6 protein-coding genes and 1 pseudogene are annotated in these 18,995 nt (G+C 36.2%); all 7 read left to right on the top strand.

Translation table 11 applies throughout. The features are described from left to right. Nucleotides 1-176: 176 nt before the first annotated feature. The 7 genes and pseudogenes from IH597_16110 (at nt 177) to IH597_16080 (ending at nt 18,895) form a co-directional block, all read left to right on the top strand. Entirely contained in the window at nt 177-476 is a 300-nt protein-coding gene (locus IH597_16110) for a helix-turn-helix transcriptional regulator (GenBank protein ID MBE0663982.1), read from the top strand. Then, nucleotides 473-3,298, top strand: a complete 2,826-nt coding sequence (locus tag IH597_16105; protein MBE0663981.1) for a DEAD/DEAH box helicase — start codon at nt 473-475, stop codon at nt 3,296-3,298. The genes IH597_16110 and IH597_16105 overlap by 4 nt, the downstream gene beginning before the upstream one ends. A gap of 34 nt (nt 3,299-3,332) precedes the next feature. After that, complete coding sequence (locus tag IH597_16100; protein MBE0663980.1) at nt 3,333-3,686, top strand: four helix bundle protein; 354 nt, start codon at nt 3,333-3,335, stop codon at nt 3,684-3,686. A 28-nt stretch (nt 3,687-3,714) separates the two neighbouring features. Then, nucleotides 3,715-8,613 (top strand): annotated as a pseudogene (locus tag IH597_16095) (hypothetical protein). Nucleotides 8,614-8,625: 12 nt separating this feature from the next. Then, the gene (locus IH597_16090; GenBank protein ID MBE0663979.1) at nt 8,626-14,055 is read left to right on the top strand and encodes a hypothetical protein; all 5,430 of its coding nucleotides are present in this window, start codon (nt 8,626-8,628) and stop codon (nt 14,053-14,055) included. Beyond that, nucleotides 14,055-15,836, top strand: coding sequence for an ATP-binding protein (locus IH597_16085; protein MBE0663978.1), 1,782 nt, complete (start codon nt 14,055-14,057; stop codon nt 15,834-15,836). Before IH597_16090 ends, IH597_16085 begins: the two co-directional genes overlap by 1 nt. Further along, on the top strand, nt 15,836-18,895 hold the full coding sequence (locus IH597_16080) for a DEAD/DEAH box helicase (protein MBE0663977.1): 3,060 nt from the start codon (nt 15,836-15,838) through the stop codon (nt 18,893-18,895). Before IH597_16085 ends, IH597_16080 begins: the two co-directional genes overlap by 1 nt. Nucleotides 18,896-18,995: the final 100 nt, after the last annotated feature.

The following is an 18,995-nucleotide window of genomic DNA, read 5'->3' as shown; positions in this document are numbered from 1 at the left end:
TAAAATTTTTCCCACCGCACATTTAAAAAAAAATTTTAGCCAGCCGCAAATTTTTCACATTTGGTTTTGCCCAACACACAAACCAACCCTTCGCAAAACTAAAAGAGCAATATTCACCAAACGCTGCGCAAAATTCATGAAAATAAGCAATACATTTGACCAAAATTGACAAGTCCATGCCAGGCAAGTTAAAATCATTCGGTGAAGCAGTGCGTGATTTCAGAGAACGCAAAGGTCTGCTCCTACGTCAAGTTGCTTCGGAACTTGAAGTGGACATGTCTTTTCTGAGTAAAATGGAAAGGAATGAAAAAAAAGCCAGCAGATTGCAGGTTGAGAAATTGGCAAAGACACTTGATGTTGACCAAAGTGAATTAATGACCTTATGGTTGTCCGATAGGTTAATGGATACATTGAATGAAGAAAGTGAAGCTTACAATGCACTTAAATTAACTGAGAAAAGAATTAGGAAGAAATGAATCTAACTATAGGACAACGTATATCAACCCGGGGTGAAGATTTTATCATTACAAACTCCAATGCTAACTATGATGGCTCTTGGCTTTTAGAAGCGGAGGGTATAAGTGAATTGGTAAAAGGGAAACATTTTACTTTCGATTCAAATATTGATTCGGACATCAAGCCCATTGATCCCAATCAAACCAAATTAATTGCCGATAATGACAGTGGCTACCGAAAAACAAAACTCTTTCTTGAAACTCAAATTAGAAACACTACTGTATTCTCTGAAAAAATAACCATTGCAAATAAAGCGGCCATTAATCCGGCAGAATACCAATTAACACCCACGCTTAAAGCCTTGCAACTCCCACGTCCACGACTATTGATAGCAGATGGCGTTGGTTTAGGTAAAACAATTGAAGTCGGTATCTTTCTATCTGAATTAATTAAGAGAGGAAAAGGAAAACGAATCATGGTACTGGCTCCAAAATCTATTCTTGCTCAGTTTCAGCAAGAACTGTGGCATCGTTTTGCTATTCCTTTGGTTAGGCTGGATTCTGAAGGTATTGCCAAGATAAAATCTCAACTCCCTGCAAACAAAAACCCATTTGAATACTACGATAAAACAATCATATCCATTGATACTTTAAAGAAAAATGCCAAGTTCAGGCACTACATTGAAAAATCAAGATGGGATGCAGTGGTTATTGATGAGTGCCATACGGTAGCAAATGATAAAAGCCAACGAGGCGATTTGGCCCAATTGATAACAACAAAATGCGAATCTTTGATACTTACTTCTGCCACACCTCACAATGGTAGAAAAGAAAACTTTGCCAACCTCATCAACATGATAGAGCCTACCGCCATTCCCAAAAGTGGCGAGTACGACAAATCTCATGTTGAGCCTTATTATGTAAGACGGTTTAAAAATGATATTACAGATGAAACGGTAAGGGCAAATTTTCAGGAACGCAAAATTGTTCGGAGTTCTGCTAAGCTGAGTTCTGCTGAAACTGATTTTTTACAATACCAGCAAGAACTAAAATTCAATGCACTAAACGCACTAAAGAATGGTAAACCGAAAGAAGATTTTCTTTTTTCGGTAGGAATATTTAAAGCATTTATGTCTTCGCCAGAGGCAGCATTAGAAAGTATTCAGCGAAGAATTGAAAAAGTAGATGCAACAAAAGCTAAGAATCAATTTGCTTCTGAAAATTTGGAAGTATTGAATGATCTAAAGAAAAAATTAGAAGTAATACTTGGCACTCATTCAGATACCAAATACAAAAAGTTAAAGGATACTTTACTGGAATTGGGTTGGACAGGTATAAAGAAGAATGACCGCTATGTAATTTTTGCTGAAAGAATTGATACACTGGAGTATCTGAAAAAAAATCTGCAAAACGATTTTAAAATCACAGAAGAAGCCATTGCATTCTTTCATGGTGGCTTACCGGATACAGAGCAGCAAGCCATCATTGAAGATTTTGGAAAAGAGGATAGCACCGTACGTTTATTGCTTTGCTCTGATGCAGGTTCACAAGGTGTCAACTTGCATTTCTACTGCAATCGTATGTTCAATTACGATATTCCCTGGTCTTTAATTGTATTAGAGCAGCGTAATGGTCGTATTGACCGATATGGGCAGAAGAAAACACCATTCATTCATTACATCATTGCTGAATCGGATATCAAAGGCTTGAAAACAGACTTACATATTGTAAGACGTCTTACTGAAAAGGAAGAAGTTGTTTATAAAACATTAGGCGATGCCGGTTCAGTAATGAAGTTATATGATGCCAGCAAAGAAGAACAGTTGGTTGAAGAGGCAATAATGGACCAGAATGAAACTTTCTTGGATGATTTGGAAGCGAAAATGAAAGGCTTCGATTTCAATACATTGACTACTGAACTTACCATAACAACCAATCCTTATGAAACCAATCTTACCATTTATCCAAGTGAAGCGAAATTCTATAAGGATTTATTTGAGCAGCTTTCTTCTGCCAATCAAATTAATGTACAAGATGTAACGGTTCAAGATGGCTATCTCGAAATATTGAACACAAAAGATTTGAATCAAATTCTTTTTGACCTTCCGCCTGAATCTAAACCCAAATTGAATCAATTGTTCAAATTATCACTCGATAAAGATCTAGTGCAACGCTCCATTGAAGATGCCAGGAAAAAGAAAGGCGAATGGGCAGAGTTTCAGATATTGAATGAATTGCATCCAGTGGTAAAATACTACATGACCAAGCTGGAAGCCAGTGTGGACAAGGATGTTGCCTTGGTTGCCAAATCAAACCGTTTTCCTGCAAAGACAAGCTGGTATATTTTTCAAGCTCAAGTGTCCAATAATCTAGGTCAACCTGTTGTGGCTGATTTTTTAGTAGTTGGGTTAAATAATGATGGCAGTATTTGCAGAGAACCGTTTCTCCTAAATGATTTCATTAATGAGTTCAGGTTGCAGGAAACCTTGCATACCGAAAATATTTCTGAAAATGATTTAGCTGAATTGCATCAATTATTAGTAAAAGCAGTGACTTCCGTTACAAGTTATATGAGTACCGTACAAAAACAACTGGAAGTGAAAATGGAAACCAAACTAAACGAGTATGAGCAAAAATTAGCGAATTGGAAAAACGACGCCTTGGAACAATTGGAATTGGACTTTAGTGATAAAACCATCACTCCATTTTTTTCAGGGAAAAAAGATTCAAAGAAACGGGAAATAGAAACCATACTTAGTTCAACAAGCCAATACAATAAAGATATGACCTCCTTACAAGGTGATGCCTATTTGAAAGTATTAGCAGTATTTTTTAACAGTTAGCGGTATACAGTTTTCAGTAAACAGAGAATAACGGATGCAAGATTATAAAAAATTAGAAGTTTGGGAAAAGGCACACATACTTATTAAGGAAGTTTATATGCTTACAGTAGCATTTCCGAAAGAAGAATTATATGGATTAGTGTCACAGTTAAGAAGAGCTTCCGTTTCTATTCCAACCAATATTGCTGAAGGTGCTGGCAGGGAATCTAAAGCAGACTTTGGCAGATACTTACAAATCGCATTCGGCTCTGCAAACGAAGTTGAATATCTATTGCTTCTATCATACGAATTGAAATATTTAAGCCAAGAGAATTATAAAGGAATCAATGCCCAAATAGAAGAAATAAAGAAAATGTTATCAGGATTACTTAAATCTGTAAACCGCTAACTGTGAACCGTTAACTGCAAACTAAAAAATGATCAAATTCATTCAGAACATAGGCGAATACTTTTCATCCAATTACTTTGATGAAGACTTCACAGCAAAAGTGTTGAGTAAAACAGGCTATGCTGCTGAGGAAATTAAAGATTTCAATAAAAAAATTTCTCCATTAAAAGATAAATTCTTTCGCTTTAAACAACTGTTTATTGAAGACAAACTGCGTACTAAGGATAAAATTTATGAAAGTCACCAGTTTCATACTGCTCTATTAAATGCGTTAGGTTATGATGGCAATAATCCGCAATACAGCAACCTATTTCATCTTTCCGAAAATGAAGTAATTCCGGTAAGACACATTTTACACAGAGGCGACCGGGTTCACCTGATGATTATGGAAATGCAGGCCCTGATTAGGGAAGATGATACCGACCCGGATGGTTTGTTTGAGCAACGCTACAATGTAGAGGATGAAACCCAAAACAATCCACCTCAAAAATACCACCGTACCCAATGGGACAGGGTATTTCAGGTTCCGGCTCATTTAAAAATATCTCCGGTAGTGATCAATAAAGCCATCTCCGAACTGTTTTTATTTGAACCACACTTGCGGCCAAAATACATACTGCTACTGGCTGGAAACATGGTCTATCTGCTGGAGCAGGAAAAATGGTTCAGAGGCAGTTACCTGGTTTTTGATTTGGAGGAACTATTCACCGAAGCCACCGCCAATCGCAATGCCAATTACTACGCTTTGTTTTATTTTTTGTTAAGCAAAGAATCATTGACACCTGAAAGCAATATGGTATTGCTCGATCAGCTGGATGAAGACAGCCATAAATCAGCTTATGAAGTAACCAAAGATTTAAAAGAGGGCATCATCCATGCCGTGGAGGCACTGGCTAATGAAGCCTTGTATTTTCAAAAGCATGTATTGCAGGAAGTGTTTGACGAAACCGATGACACTTTTGAACAGGAAATAAAAGACGACTGCCTCAACATTATTTACCGTTTACTGTTTGTCTTTTATGCAGAAAGTCGGGAAGATTTAGACATTCTCCCCAGCAACGATCCCATATACAACAAGGGCTATTCCTTAGAAATGCTCCGTGATTTGGAGCAAGTGCCACTCTATTCGGAAACCAGTTTGCACGGTTATTTCTTTCACGATTCATTGAGCAAGTTATTTGATGTGTTGAGTTCTGGCTATAGGGAAAAAGAGAAAAATATATTTTATGATAACCAGTCAGTAAAGGTAGAAGATCGGCTGAAAAAAAACAAAAGTTTTTCAGTAAGGCATATCGATTCTCCCTTGTTCAACAATGCAAAACTGCATCACCTGCACAAAGTGAAATTTCGCAACAAAGTATGGCAGGATATTATTTGCAGGCTATCGTTGAGCAAACAACAACGCAACCGCACAAGAGGCCGAATTTCGTATGCTAATCTGGGCATCAATCAGTTGGGTAGCGTATATGAAAGTTTACTGGCTTACCGTGGTTTTTATGCTGAACAGGATTATATAGAAGTTCACAAGGCCGATGCACCCAACGAAGGCACTTACTTAGTGCCTCGTATGCGTAGAGATGATTTTCAGGAAAACGAAGTTCTGAAAGACAATGCCGAACATGATATCATCACCAAAAAAGGGACATTCGTTTATCGCCTCAGTGGCCGTGACCGCCAAAAATCTGCTTCTTACTATACTCCTGAAGTGCTTACCCGTTGCACGGTAAAATATACACTAAAACCCATTCTGGAAAAATTAGATAGGGGTGAAATGAAAGCCTTTGAATTGCTGGAACTGAAATTACTGGAACCAGCAATGGGGGCAGCTGCCTTTCAAAACGAAATGATAAACCAACTGGCAGAAGCATACCTTACCTATCGGCAAAAGGAATTGAACAAACGGGTGGCCCCTGATTTGTTTAAGGAGGAACTGCAAAAAGTAAAAGCCTATATAGCCACCAACAATACTTACGGAGTGGATTTAAACCCCACAGCCATTGAACTGGGCAAACTATCGCTTTGGTTGAATGTGATACACAAGGACATGGAAACGCCTTTCTTCAGCAACCGCCTGGCAGTGGGTAATGCTGTAGTGGGTGCATGGCTAAGAGTGTATAAAGAAAAAGATATTGCCGAAGATGTAGATGCTAGAGGAATAACATTAGCCCGGCAAACAAAAAAAGAATGGTGGGATATAGCCCCACGGCAATTGGTGTTTAAACCCAGCAAGGAATACGACAAAATAAAGCATGGCCGCAAGCCGGATGAGATTTACCATTTCCTATTGCCCGATAAAAACATGGTGCCGAGTGCCGGCATAAAAATGCTGAAAGCTGAATACGACACCGAAAGCAAAGCAGTAACCAAATGGAGAAAAGATTTTTGCGAGCCCATTAAAAAATCGGAGTTAGAACAACTCAGGAAAATATGCAATAAAGTAGATGAATTATTGGCTGATTTTTACCGATTTCAGCGGAGCATTAATCTGCAAACTGCCAACAGGCACAACATATTTGGAGCACTTAAAAATTCGGAACAGGCTGCCATTGACCTACGGAGCTATGATGAAAAAGAACGCTTAGCCGACCAACGCAACCGCCACAATGCACCCTACTTTAAACTAAAGATGGTGATGGATTATTGGTGCAGCCTTTGGTTTTGGGATGTGCGCGATGCCAAAGATTTACCCAAGCGCCAACAATACTGGCAGGATATTGCAGCCATTTTGGAGCTGGATACCAATGCAGCTTTAGAAGGCATAGTAGTAAAGAAAGGACAACAAAAACTGTTTGACAATACCGTGCAGCTTAGTTTAGCTATGGAACCGGAGGAGTTAGCAGTTGGCAGTAAGCAGTTGCCAGAAGAACTGCAAACTGCAAACCGTGAACTGTTTACCGAAGCCGTAGTAGAATACACCAACCGCAAAGATTTATTCGACAACAACCAACGCCTGGCTATGATTACCCAATTGGCCAACAAATATTTTTTCTTTCACCCACAACTTGAATTTTTAGATGTGTTTTGGGAAAGAGGGGGGTTTGATTTGATAGCAGGGAATCCGCCATAGGTCAATATAGAAATGGACGAGGCAGGTGTATTGTCAGATAAACATCCCGAAATAGTGATAAAAAATTATTCAGCGCCTGAAGTTAGGTCAATGGCTGATAGTTTATTAAACAAAGATGTATTCCTGAAAAAGGCTTACATAGAGGAGTTTATATGGTCTGAATCAACAAAAGAATTTCTTGGTTCAGCTCAAAATTATGGTTGGTTAATTGGGCAAAGAAATAATTTATACAAATGTATATTAAACAATTCTTTGCTATTAATCAACTATAAAGGTTATGCAGGTCTTGTTCATCCACCTGGAATATTTGAAGATCCCAAAGCAGCTAAACTAAGACAATATGTTTATCCTAGAATAGTGTTTTATTTTAACTTTAGAAATGAGTTAAAACTATTCCAAGATGTGCATAACAATGAAATATTTTGTGTGAATGTTTATGGGGGTAAAATGGATAAAATAGAATTTCGGAGTTTGTTTAACATTTTTCATCCTACTACTATTGATCAATCTTTTATACATGATGGTAAAGATTTACTTGGTGGTATAAAAATAAAATCAGAAAAAGGCGAATATGTTTGGAATCTGAAACCTCATTTAAATAGAATAGTAAATATTACCTCAGAAACATTAATAGCCATTTCGAAATTGTTTGAAGATGGATTTGATTTTACTTCTTCAAAAATTGTAAGCATACATAGTAAGGAAATATCTTCTGTATTAATTAAATTAAGTCATTTTGAGGGAAAACTTGGAATGCGTAATTATTATGTTACTGATGGTTGGAATGAGACGACTGCTATTAAACAACAGAAGATAAAGAATGGATTAAAAACGGCTGATATTAATAATTATGAGTTAATACTTAGTGGTCCCCACTTTTTTGTTTCAAATCCAATATATAAAAATCCAAGAAATGCTCAAAGAAGTAATAAAGATTATGATGTCGTTGACTTGACGGTAATCAATGAAGAATTTACTCAAACCACCAACTACCTGCCAGAGGGTAATTTTTTTACAAATGATAATGTTGGCTTTAAAACATGGCTTGAATCACCAAAAGTGGCATTTAGCAAAATGCTTTGGTTAGGTGGAGAAAGGACATTGCAGCCGAGTCTTATTGTTGGCAAAACCAGTCATACGAATGGAGTTATTTCAGTTTCATTTGAGGAAAAATCAAGTCTCATTGAATTAACAGGTATTTCATCATCAGTACCATTTGATTTTTATATTAAAACCCTTGCTAAAGATAATTTATATCCTGACACAATTGTTAACCTTCCATTAGGAATCGATAAGAAATATAAACCCCAATTATTCAACCGCACCCTTCAACTCAATTGCCTAAATAAATACTACGCACCCTTATGGGAAGAAAGTTGGCAAGAGGATTTCAAAGCAGATACTTGGAGCAAACAAAATGCAAGGTTAAAACCTTTCAGCACCCTTACCCCCTACTGGCAATGGAGCACCCCTTTACGCAATTGGTTTGAACGCAGGCAGGCATTGGTAGAGATAGATGTTATTACTGCCATGGCTTTGGGCTTAACTTTAGAAGAGCTCATACTCATCTACAATGTGCAGTTCCCCGTACTACAACAAAACGAAGATGATACCTGGTACGATACCAAAGGCAATATTGTATTCACTTGCAGCAAAGGTTTGGTAGGTGTGGGTGTAGATAGGCCGGTATGGGAAACCATCCGCCACCTAAAAGCCGGAGAAACCTATGAGCATACCATCACCAAAAGCGAACTGTACAAAGGCAAAAAAATAACCTACCATGCCCCTTTTGATAAGTGTGACAGAGTGGAGGATTATAAGTTGGCGTGGGGGCATTTTGAGAGAGAGTTTAAAAATTAAAATCACCCAAAAATGAGCGAATATTTATTTAGTCAGTCAGAACACTTCATTGTAGCTAACCTTAAAAGACTATGGAGATGTGATGAACTTATTATGATAGGTGAATATCAGTATTCCTCATCTCCCAAAGAGCAAGAGTTTGGGTATATATCGCGACCATACATAAATGACAGAAACATTTACTATCCGGTTAATGACCACAAAAGACATGTGGCAATTAGAATACTAAAATCAGACGACTTAATTGTCGGTAATTATTATAAAATTAAAGCGAAACTAGCTCCATTGGATCTCAGAAAACAAATTAATAATCCTTATATGCTTGTATGGGATGACAGTGAACCGATTGTATTTGCATCCGAGTTTATTACTCCAAGAGAATTTATCGAATCATGGTTTCATCAAACTGGTTCTACCCCAAAGGATGCTGCTACAATTGCTTCACAACTAAAGCTTAATTCGCTTGAGCTCTACACACAAACCGAACGCTTTATTTTTGAATTAATTCAGAACGCAGATGATATGCCGGCTTCTGTAAAGGGCGTATGCGTTGAACTTCACTTATTGAATAACTTTCTTTTATTCAGACATAATGGAAAGTTCTTTGACAGAGATGATGTAAGGGCTATCGCTGATGCTGCTCAAAGTAACAAATCGGAAAATGTAAGACAAACGGGCTATAAAGGTATTGGGTTTAAATCAGTTTTTACTGATTCTAGTTGTGTGTACATCAGATCTGGTAGTTATTCTTTCAAGTTTGATAAAAACGATCCTATTTACAATGACTTCAATACTCTCTATGGAAGACAAATCAGATTACTATCGAACAGCCCTAAAGATTACGAGCAGTTCCAGATGGACTATTCGAAGAACATAGAAAAATATGAAAACATTGACAATATTCCCTGGCAGATAAAGCCAATCTGGGTCAGCAGAAGTGAGTTTCCTGATGAATTGGCTAACTCTGAATTTATTAAGCACGCTGAAGTTAATATAGCACTTCAAATTGTTGAGAATGTGATAAAAGCAAAGAACTATGCTTTTATGATAGAAAGTATTTTAAGCAAGCCTAAGTTTATCCTTTTTCTCAGAAATACCAAGAAGTTCGATTATTTTAAATTGGATTCAAGTCAATTGCAAAAGCAGCAGTCAATTGAATTAAAGGAAGATAATAGTTTAATCGATATTGTTCATAATGACAATCACGTTGCTACATTCTCAAAACTCCATTTTGATGTTGAAATCAACAATGAAGAATTTTCCAAAGCTGGATTTAACATGAAGAAGTTCGAGGAGAAAGAGGGGGTTTTTAAGTTTAAAGATGAATTTGGAGAGATTAAAAGTATTCCAGAGAAGTTAGGTTTACTTAGCAGCACTAGAATGACCTTTGCTTCACAGATAAAAGATGGAGAAGTAATTAAATTAGATAAAAGTCATTCTATTCTTTACAACTATCTACCAACATCCGATCAGAGATTTGGCTTTCCTTTTCTTGTCAATGCTGATTTTATTACGAACACATCACGTGAATTCATTTTGAAAGAGAATAAATGGAATCAGTACTTGATGTATCACATTGGCAAGAATTGTATCAGGAGTCTTGTTTCATTATGTAATGTACAGGAATCGGTTGATGGAGTAGTAGAACGCAAATATGTTAAGTCTTATCTCCAACTTTTACCAGATTCTTTGTTAAATGAAGACGATGATGAGCTTAGTGAAATTAACAAGTCATTTAATCGTGGCTTTCTGGATTCAATAAACCATCTAGCTTTTATTATAGACTTAAACGGTAATGTTCAAAGTACTAATGAAATTATTATAGATGAAACCAATTTTTCGAAAATATTAAATCCGGAAATATTCAAAATTGTCTCTGAAACTGAAAGGGTACTTCCTGCAAAAGAAATCAGTAATCATATTTTGAATAAAGATTACCTTAACATTGAAAAATATACTGCTGACAAACTTACATTGCATCTTCAAGGCAAAGACAAGCACATTTCTTTATCAAAAGCTTTGTCATCCCTTGATACTGATGGTTACAATAAATTTCTTGAATGGCTTGACCAATTTTATCACTTAAATAATCTAAAAGAAGAATGGTTGCTTCAATTGCCAATCATACGGAAGGGTGAATCAATAGTATCCTTAAGTGATGCCATTGGCATGAAGGACTTTGTTTCCAAAACAGCCAAAACAATTGAAATAGAGGATATACTTCAAAAGCTTGGATTTACACTTTCTGAATTTTCATTGGATGATGAATCTGTTAAACACATCAAACAGGTATTGTTATCAAAAGAATCCCATTTACAGTCTGACACAAAGCTTTATAATCATATAACTTTGGAAAGGGATTTAAGTGTACTCCAACCTGATGAAAAAAATAGAATTCTAAATTTCTTCAAAGGCCTTTATCAGATTGGCCCATCCGATTATGCTGGTAGTTTGAAATTGTTTCAGTCACAAACAAGAAAAGCACGTTCTCTAAATAATTTGATATCCAATAAGGAAATAGAAAAATTACCTAAATGGTTATTAGCCTTTGTAATACTTGAAGCAGAAGAGCTAGCAATTTCTACTGAATTCCAAAAAGAGCTATTATTAGAGAAAGACTTATTAGAAAAAATATTTTGCAATGCCGGAAACTTCAATGAAATAATTGCTAATATCAACTTGGGTAACTTAGAAGAATTTTACACATACATTTTAAAGTTAAACAAGGATAAACCGGAGGATGCTAAAATTGATTTTTCAGCAATACCTTGGGTCTTTGTAGAATCGACCGCCACATTTGCAATTTCATCTTCTATTTATTGGCCGGAAAGTTTTACCAAAATAACAGACGCCCAGAAGTATTCATCAGTAAAGTCGGTTATAGAAACCATTTCTGAAGAAAGGCTGCCACATTATGCAGTCTTACAAATTAAAACTCCTTTTGCTTTAGGTGGAAAGGACCTGAATTTGACAGCAATTACACCTAAACAAAACTCATTCGATGTAATTGCTGTAAACAACTTCTTAGATTGGGCACAAGATAATGTTGAGAAGGAATTATTGAAGCATCTTTCATTTACCAAGGTTGATGAAAAGTTCTCGATGGGCAAGATAAGCGGAACATTAGCTTACTACACAAACGATGAAGCGCTCATTAGTTTTATTGAAGGATCATCACTTAATACTAAACTAAGTTTGTTTCCCAAAGAACTTTTCACTAAAGAGAGAAACAAACTCGGTCTGCTTGAAGGAATTCCATTGTTGATTTATTTAATAGAAAAAGGTCTTGCAACAACGGATTTTGCAAGATTTATACAAGATGCAAAAGATTCGGCCTTGTCCTTAAAGTATCTGGATTTGCTACCCGAATTGAATATTGACAGTTCAAAGTGTTATACTGCTGATGACGCAGTGTATAGAATACTAAAATTGGCATCCAGTCAAATAATTGATGATGCGATAAAACTAGATTCATTTAGGGAGAAGGTCAGTTTAGATGGTGTAAAACTTCTTGAAAAGGCGGTATCTGCCGATGTGAGGATGTTTGATGCCAATGATAAATTTGTCTATCAATTTCAAACCATTGAGCTCAGTGATATACTTCCAGCATACAAGGGCAAAACATATCCAGTTTCGGAAATTGTAGATCTCTTTTTGGATTTCAGAGATAGTGAGAATTTAAAAAAAATATTTAAAGCTAAAAGCCGAGGTACAAAAAGAATTTACAAAGAATTAAGTGAGTTAAAACTCGAGGCGTACAATGCGGCACAAACCTTCTTTTTGTCTTACCTCCAATCAATTTACCCCAATGAAGCGGTTTTAAAAGATAAAGTATTCTTTTCGCTAAATTCAGAAGTAAATCAAGGAAGCTACAAAAGGGAGCTACATCTTTTTTTGGGTTTCTGTGTAAAGGAGAACCGTTATACTGATTTTGTGGCACAAGGAGTTTTACTGTCATTAACACCTAGCGCCCTTGTTTCTTCAAATGACTATGCGATCGATTCTGAAAAGCTGCCAATGTGGTTAAGTGAATGGCTTAATAGCTCTGATACTGATAGTAAAAATGCCTTTGTTAAACTATTAGGGGTAAATGATGATGAAAGTCCTGTTGTTCTATTAAGGAAAGCCATTAAAGAAGGTCAATTAGAGGCTATGAATGTTAATAGAGAAAAGATCAACACAGACTCATTATTAATTAATTCCTTAACATGGCTTTCAAAAGAGCATGCATCGAATCAATTTACTATTAAAAAAGAGGTATTACAACCTCTATATCAAAAGCTGCTAAACAGAAAGGTGACCATAGATAAACTGTTGTTTCCATGCGTACGAATAAGTCAGGAAAATTCATACTCATTGCAAGCTATACTGGAAAGGGATGAATTACACTATCTCCATGATGGATGGGGGGCCTACAAACGTAGCATCTACTCAAATTTGGTTTCGTCGAAAAAAATTACCGATGATGTGCTTCCAAAAGCATATCGTGATGCCTGGAAAGTGATAGAGAAACCTGTTGTAAAATTGCCAGATATTGAGAATTTAAAGGCAAATTCAAATTCATTTGAAGAAGAGTATTACTTGGAATGGGATTTGAAAAGCCAGTATAATATTCAAATCTACAAAGGTGCGCTTCTACCGTATCTTATTAAATACAATGACCTTTTAATTGATTCCGTTAAAGAAAAATATGCTGAATGCATTGAGAAGGTTTATTATGTAGTTGAACCTGAAAAGGAGGGTTTGTTAATCCATCTTAAAGGTATTATGGCAGAGTCGGTACTCAATTCTTTGAAATTAAACAAACAAAATCTGCTTGAAAGAAATAAACAGGCAGAGAAAAAAATTCAGTTTACTGAAGAGGAATCAGCTATTTGGAAAAAATTATTCGGCAATGAAATTCCTGAGTCATATTACCAAGACATTAATCTGGCTGCCTGTGTTTCTGCACTGGTAGTCTTAAACTATGCAGGGTATAATGTTTCAAAAGCAGATTCTAACCTATTTAACTCCCATGGTTTTGCTCAGGTTGAACCAGTTTTTAAAGGCGACTCGGAAAAGCCGCTTACTATTATGTGCAGATCCGCAATTGGAGGGATATTGTATCTAACCGCCCAGGCTTGGGATAGGCTTGATAACCCAGAAATACATCTATTTGTCAAAACAGGAAGAAAAGAGAGTAACCATAATTTATTCCTCGACAAGACAGATGTTCTAAAAGTAAGTGACACTAAATACCAGGTTTTTAGAGTAGAGGCCGATTCATCAAGTGTAACAACTGATCAAATTTTAAGAGGGGAATTTGCAAGAGATAAAATCTGGCTCATCTTAAAAATGAAGGAAACAGAAACTTACCAATCAATTTTTGAAGGTGGCATTAAGAGAAATGAAGAGAATCCGGATTATAACAATGTAAACACTTCTGAAAATTCGCCCTACTAATGAAGATGCCTCAGGATAAACATATCGAATTTTATGAGCAGCAAATCAAAGCTCAAGAAGACAAGTGGCGTGAGTATGCTGATTGTGCTATGAACATTCTCATACAAGAAAAACGTTTGTTTATTGGCAGGATATGGGGCGTGCAGGAAAATCATGGTAATGTAGTACTGCGTTTCAATGAAGGAGAAGTGCCAAGAATGAAACAACCCTATTTTCTTGGTTTGGTCGGAACTGAGGCTCCTGAAAATCCATTAACATGGAAATTCTCATATAAAACCTTTCGAGAATCAACCCAGCCTAAGTTCTATTCAGGCGTAAAAGCTGAGATATACACAGTTACATATTGGAAAACAGAAGTAGGGAAATCCTATATTTTAGTTTCTGGCTTTGATTTAGAGGTTTTATCAACTATCAAGGAAAGGTATTTGGATAAAAAAATTCATCCGCTAATCGTTGTTGCTGAAACAGATCCACCGGTTGAGTATTTAATTAAATTGAAAGAATTTGTTTCAGAGAATGAAAACGATACCATTTTAAATTTAGAATTAAATGTCTCTGAAGAAAATTGGAATCCTGTCAACCTGAATAATGAGAACAATATAAAAAATGATGTTATACAACTTATTGAGAAGCAAAAAACAACAATAATACAAGGACCTCCAGGAACAGGAAAATCATATTTAGCAGCGGAGCTTTGTGTCCATTATTTAAAACAAGGAAAATCCATATGTGTAACTGCATTAACAAATAAGGCTCTAATGGGAATTGCTTCCCAAGATGGGTTAGGTAAAGCATTAAGTAACGGCAAAGTTTATAAAACTAACTTGACTGGGGATGAATTGAAAGATATTCCGAAACTAAAAAAGATTGAATCGTTTTCGCCAAAATATGGTGATTTACTCTTGTCTACTTACTACAAGTTAGCCCAAAAACAAGCGGAACTTATTGAGAACTCTCAGCGATTTGATTTAATGATTATTGAGGAGGCCTCACAAGCATATTTGGCCACAATAGCAATGTTTAGTTCCATTGCTGAAACAATATTAATCATCGGTGACCATAAACAGTTATCACCAGTTGTTTTAAAAATTGAAGAAGCAAAACAGATTTTCTCTAATATTGAAGGAGTAGTCAATGGGCTACAAACCTTTGCTTTTAATAATAATGAAATTTCATATCGTTTAACTAAGACCCGAAGATTGACTTCTGATGCAGCTTCTTTAACAGGTTTGTATTATAATAACAGTTTAAAAAGTATCTCAGACAAGGAAGGGATAACTGATTTTAATTCAAAATACAATGACCTATTTCATAACAATGGCGGTGTATCCCTTGCTATGTTAACTTCTGCTAGAATCGGTTTTTCAGAAAAGGATATTTACAATTTTATTTGTAAAATATCAAGGGAAATATTAGAGAGAAATCCTAAAATAGAAATCGCATTACTCTCACCTTATGTAATTGTGGAATCAGAGTTATATGCTCAGTACAGCAAACTTTCAAATGACTATAAATACATAACGATAAATACTGTTCATAAAATTCAAGGTTTAACCACAGATTTGACTATTCTGTATTTACCCCTTAAAAATACTGCTTTTGATTTGAACCAAAACCTTTTCAATGTGGCAACCAGTAGAGCAACACGTGGTACTTTAATTGTTACCTACGAGCATATTGATTTAGCAAGTTCAGTTTCCATTGAAACAAAACAGTTTATTAAAAGATGTAAGAATGTGAGTCAAAAATTTACAAAACAATTTAAAGAGGAAATAAGATAATGCTGCCATTACAACAAGCCTACGAAGTACAATATTCCATACTGGAATATCTTAAAGCCACTTTTAGCTTTAAAGATAAGACCGTACATGAGGCATTTTACAAATTTGTAACCGATGCGGAAGATGGTATTTTTAAAGGGCCTTATGTTTCACTGAAATTGCCATTTGTAAAAGCAACCGATGATGAAATAATTCCTTTGCAAATTGCCCCGGGTTTTCCTCCATACGACCATCAATTTAAAGCTTTCAAACGCTTAACTACACAGGATAATCATAAGCCCCAATCTACTTTGGTTACAACTGGCACATCCTCTGGCAAAACAGAATGCTTTTTATACCCCATATTAGACCACTGCTTTAATAATTTAGATAGAAAAGGGATTAAGGTAATTATTCTTTACCCGATGAATGCTTTGGCAACAGACCAGGCCAAGCGTTTGGCAGAAACCATTTGGAGTGATGAAAGATTAAACGGGAAAATTACTGCAGGCTTGTTTATAGGTGAAGGTAAAGACAAGAAAAAGTTCCCGAAAGAAATGGGTGAAAACCACATCATCGAAAATAGGGATACCATTATTGAAAACCCGCCTGATATATTATTGACCAACTTCAAGATGTTGGACTATGCTTTAATGCGCAACAATTACCACAACCTCTGGAACTATAATTTAGAAGATCCCTCTTTACTCCAATTCTTAGTGTTGGATGAATTGCATACCTATGATGGAGCTCAAGGCACGGATGTAGCCAATCTTATCCGAAGGTTAAAATTAAAACTAGGCATTGCCAAAGGTCAGATTTGCGCTGTAGGAACCTCTGCTACCATTGGCTCAGGTGTAGATTCTATTCAACTTCTAACTGAATATGCCGAAAAGGTATTTGGCGAAGCTTTTGATAAAGAAGCCATCATCACTGAAAACAGGGTTTTGGTAAATGTTTTTTTTGATTTGCCAGATGATAGTTTGGAAAAATACATACCACGTCAGATTGGTCTGCTGGAAAGTCGCTTAAAAGAAAATGAAACATACGCCAATTATATAGCCCGGCAGAAACGCCTGTGGCAAATGCCTGATAGTTTAGATGAAGTTCAGTTAGGCGAAGAACTAAAGAAACTGAAGTTGATGAAAGACTTAATTTCATTAACAAGTAGCAACATTGTAAAACTGGATGTACTGATTAAAAAATTGGCAGACATTAATCCTGATTTCAAAAGATTGGCAGAGTGGGATGCCGTCAATGAATTAAGTCCAAGAGAAGAAGTAATCAATTCTTTATTGGCGTTAATTAGTGAAGCAAGGATTGGAGGTGCTAAAAAATTCCCATTCCTTTATTTGCAAATTCAAATTTGGATAAGAGAACTGAGTGGTGTTTTAAGAGAAATAAATGAGCAGCCAAAATTCACCTGGAAGGATAAAGTAGGTGATAAGTACGACCCTAAAGCATTACCATCCTATTACTGTAGAGAGTGCGGAGCAAGTGGCTGGTTAGGCGTAAAAGATGATAACAAAAATCATTTCTTCCACGACCCCAATCAGGTATATGAATACTTTTTTAGCAATCACAAAAACATTTATTTCATCAATACGCCTAACCACAAGCATATTGAAGAGTATGAACCCAACAACCAAATAAATGACCGGATGCATGTAGCTGATATGAGCTTGCATGAAAGAGAAAGTGAACATACCATCAAAATACATGCAGTACGAAAGTTAAAGGAAACAAAATCAAGGCATATTTGCCCGGAATGTAATACCGAAAATGCAATGGGTATTATTGGTACAAGGGTTGCCACTTTATCATCCATAACAGTTAGTCAGGTATTGGCATCCGACCTTGACCCAAGGCCGGAAAAATACCGTAAAATATTAGCCTTCACCAATAGTGTGCAGGATGCTGCACATCAGGCTGGTTTTGTAGAAGCAAGAAACTACCGTTTTACATTCAGGGCATCTTTGCAGAAAATAATCAATCAAAACCAAGTACCGGTTCGCATTTCTGATTTACAACATCAATTTACTGAATACTGGAAAGATCATTCGGATTCAACCGGAATGAATCAAGAAGAAGCTTTTTACTATCGATTTTTTCCAGCCGACTATCATGGTAAGGCAGATATTGAAAATGATTATCGTGATGCTGCAAAGAAATTCATTCCGGCTTTCAAAAAGGAATTTGATACCCGGATGCATTGGGAAGTGTTATCTGAGTTTGGCTACAATGCCATGATTGGTAGAACGCTGGAAAAATCAGGTGCTTCAGCTGTAAAGTTTGATGAAGAAAAAATCAGGGCAATTTTTCCTGCTATGCAGGAATGGCTCAAGCAGAACAACCTTGCCATGATTGGGGAAAAAGATTTACTGCCTTTTGTAAATGGCATTTTGCACAGAGTAAGAACAAGAGGTGGAATTGATCATGAATATTTAAGTAAGTTCAGAAATGCTTCATTGAAACTATGGGATTTGAATTGGATGATAGATAACAGGCATTTTTTTAATAAAATGTTTCATCCAAGAGCTAGGTTCCCAAGATTACTTACAACCAAAGCACATGGTCAGGGACTTTTAGATTCTACTTTTACCAACACGAACAATTGGTACAGGAGTTATTACCTCAAGTCTTTTCCATTAGCTTCAGGCTACCATGAACTGGTAAATGATTTCTATAAAAAATTGATAGATACGTTTACTACCATCGGTTTAATGAATAAGCTTGGTAACGAAGAAATTGAAAATTATGCCATTGAACCATCTATTATATTGGTTGAAAATAAGGTAGCCAATCATGTTTGCGATACCTGCGGTTCGAAATTATTTGTTGCAGCTTCTGATGCTATTTCCATTCATACCAAGTGCTTGGATTATGCCTGCACAGGTACATACAGTCAAATTCAGAAAAGTAAGCCGAATTACTATCAATTAGTGTATAACCGTAATTTGTCTCCTCGTATATATGCGAAGGAGCATACAGGTATTTTAGACAGAAAGATTAGAGAAGAACTTGAAAAAGATTTTAAAGTGGATAAACCGGTTCAAAGTGTGCCACTGATTCCGGAGTAATTGTGCCACCTGTACCGGAGCAAGATGTGCCACGGATTCCGGAGCAAAGTGTGCCACTCAAACCGGAGTAAAGTGTGCCACCTAAACCGGGCTGATTGTG

The sequence above is a fragment of the Bacteroidales bacterium genome, assembly GCA_014860575.1.
Lineage (GTDB): Bacteria > Bacteroidota > Bacteroidia > Bacteroidales > JAAYJT01 > JAAYJT01.
The sequence above is the reverse complement of the archived record's forward strand: the minus strand, read 5'-3'. Positions and strand labels throughout refer to the sequence as shown.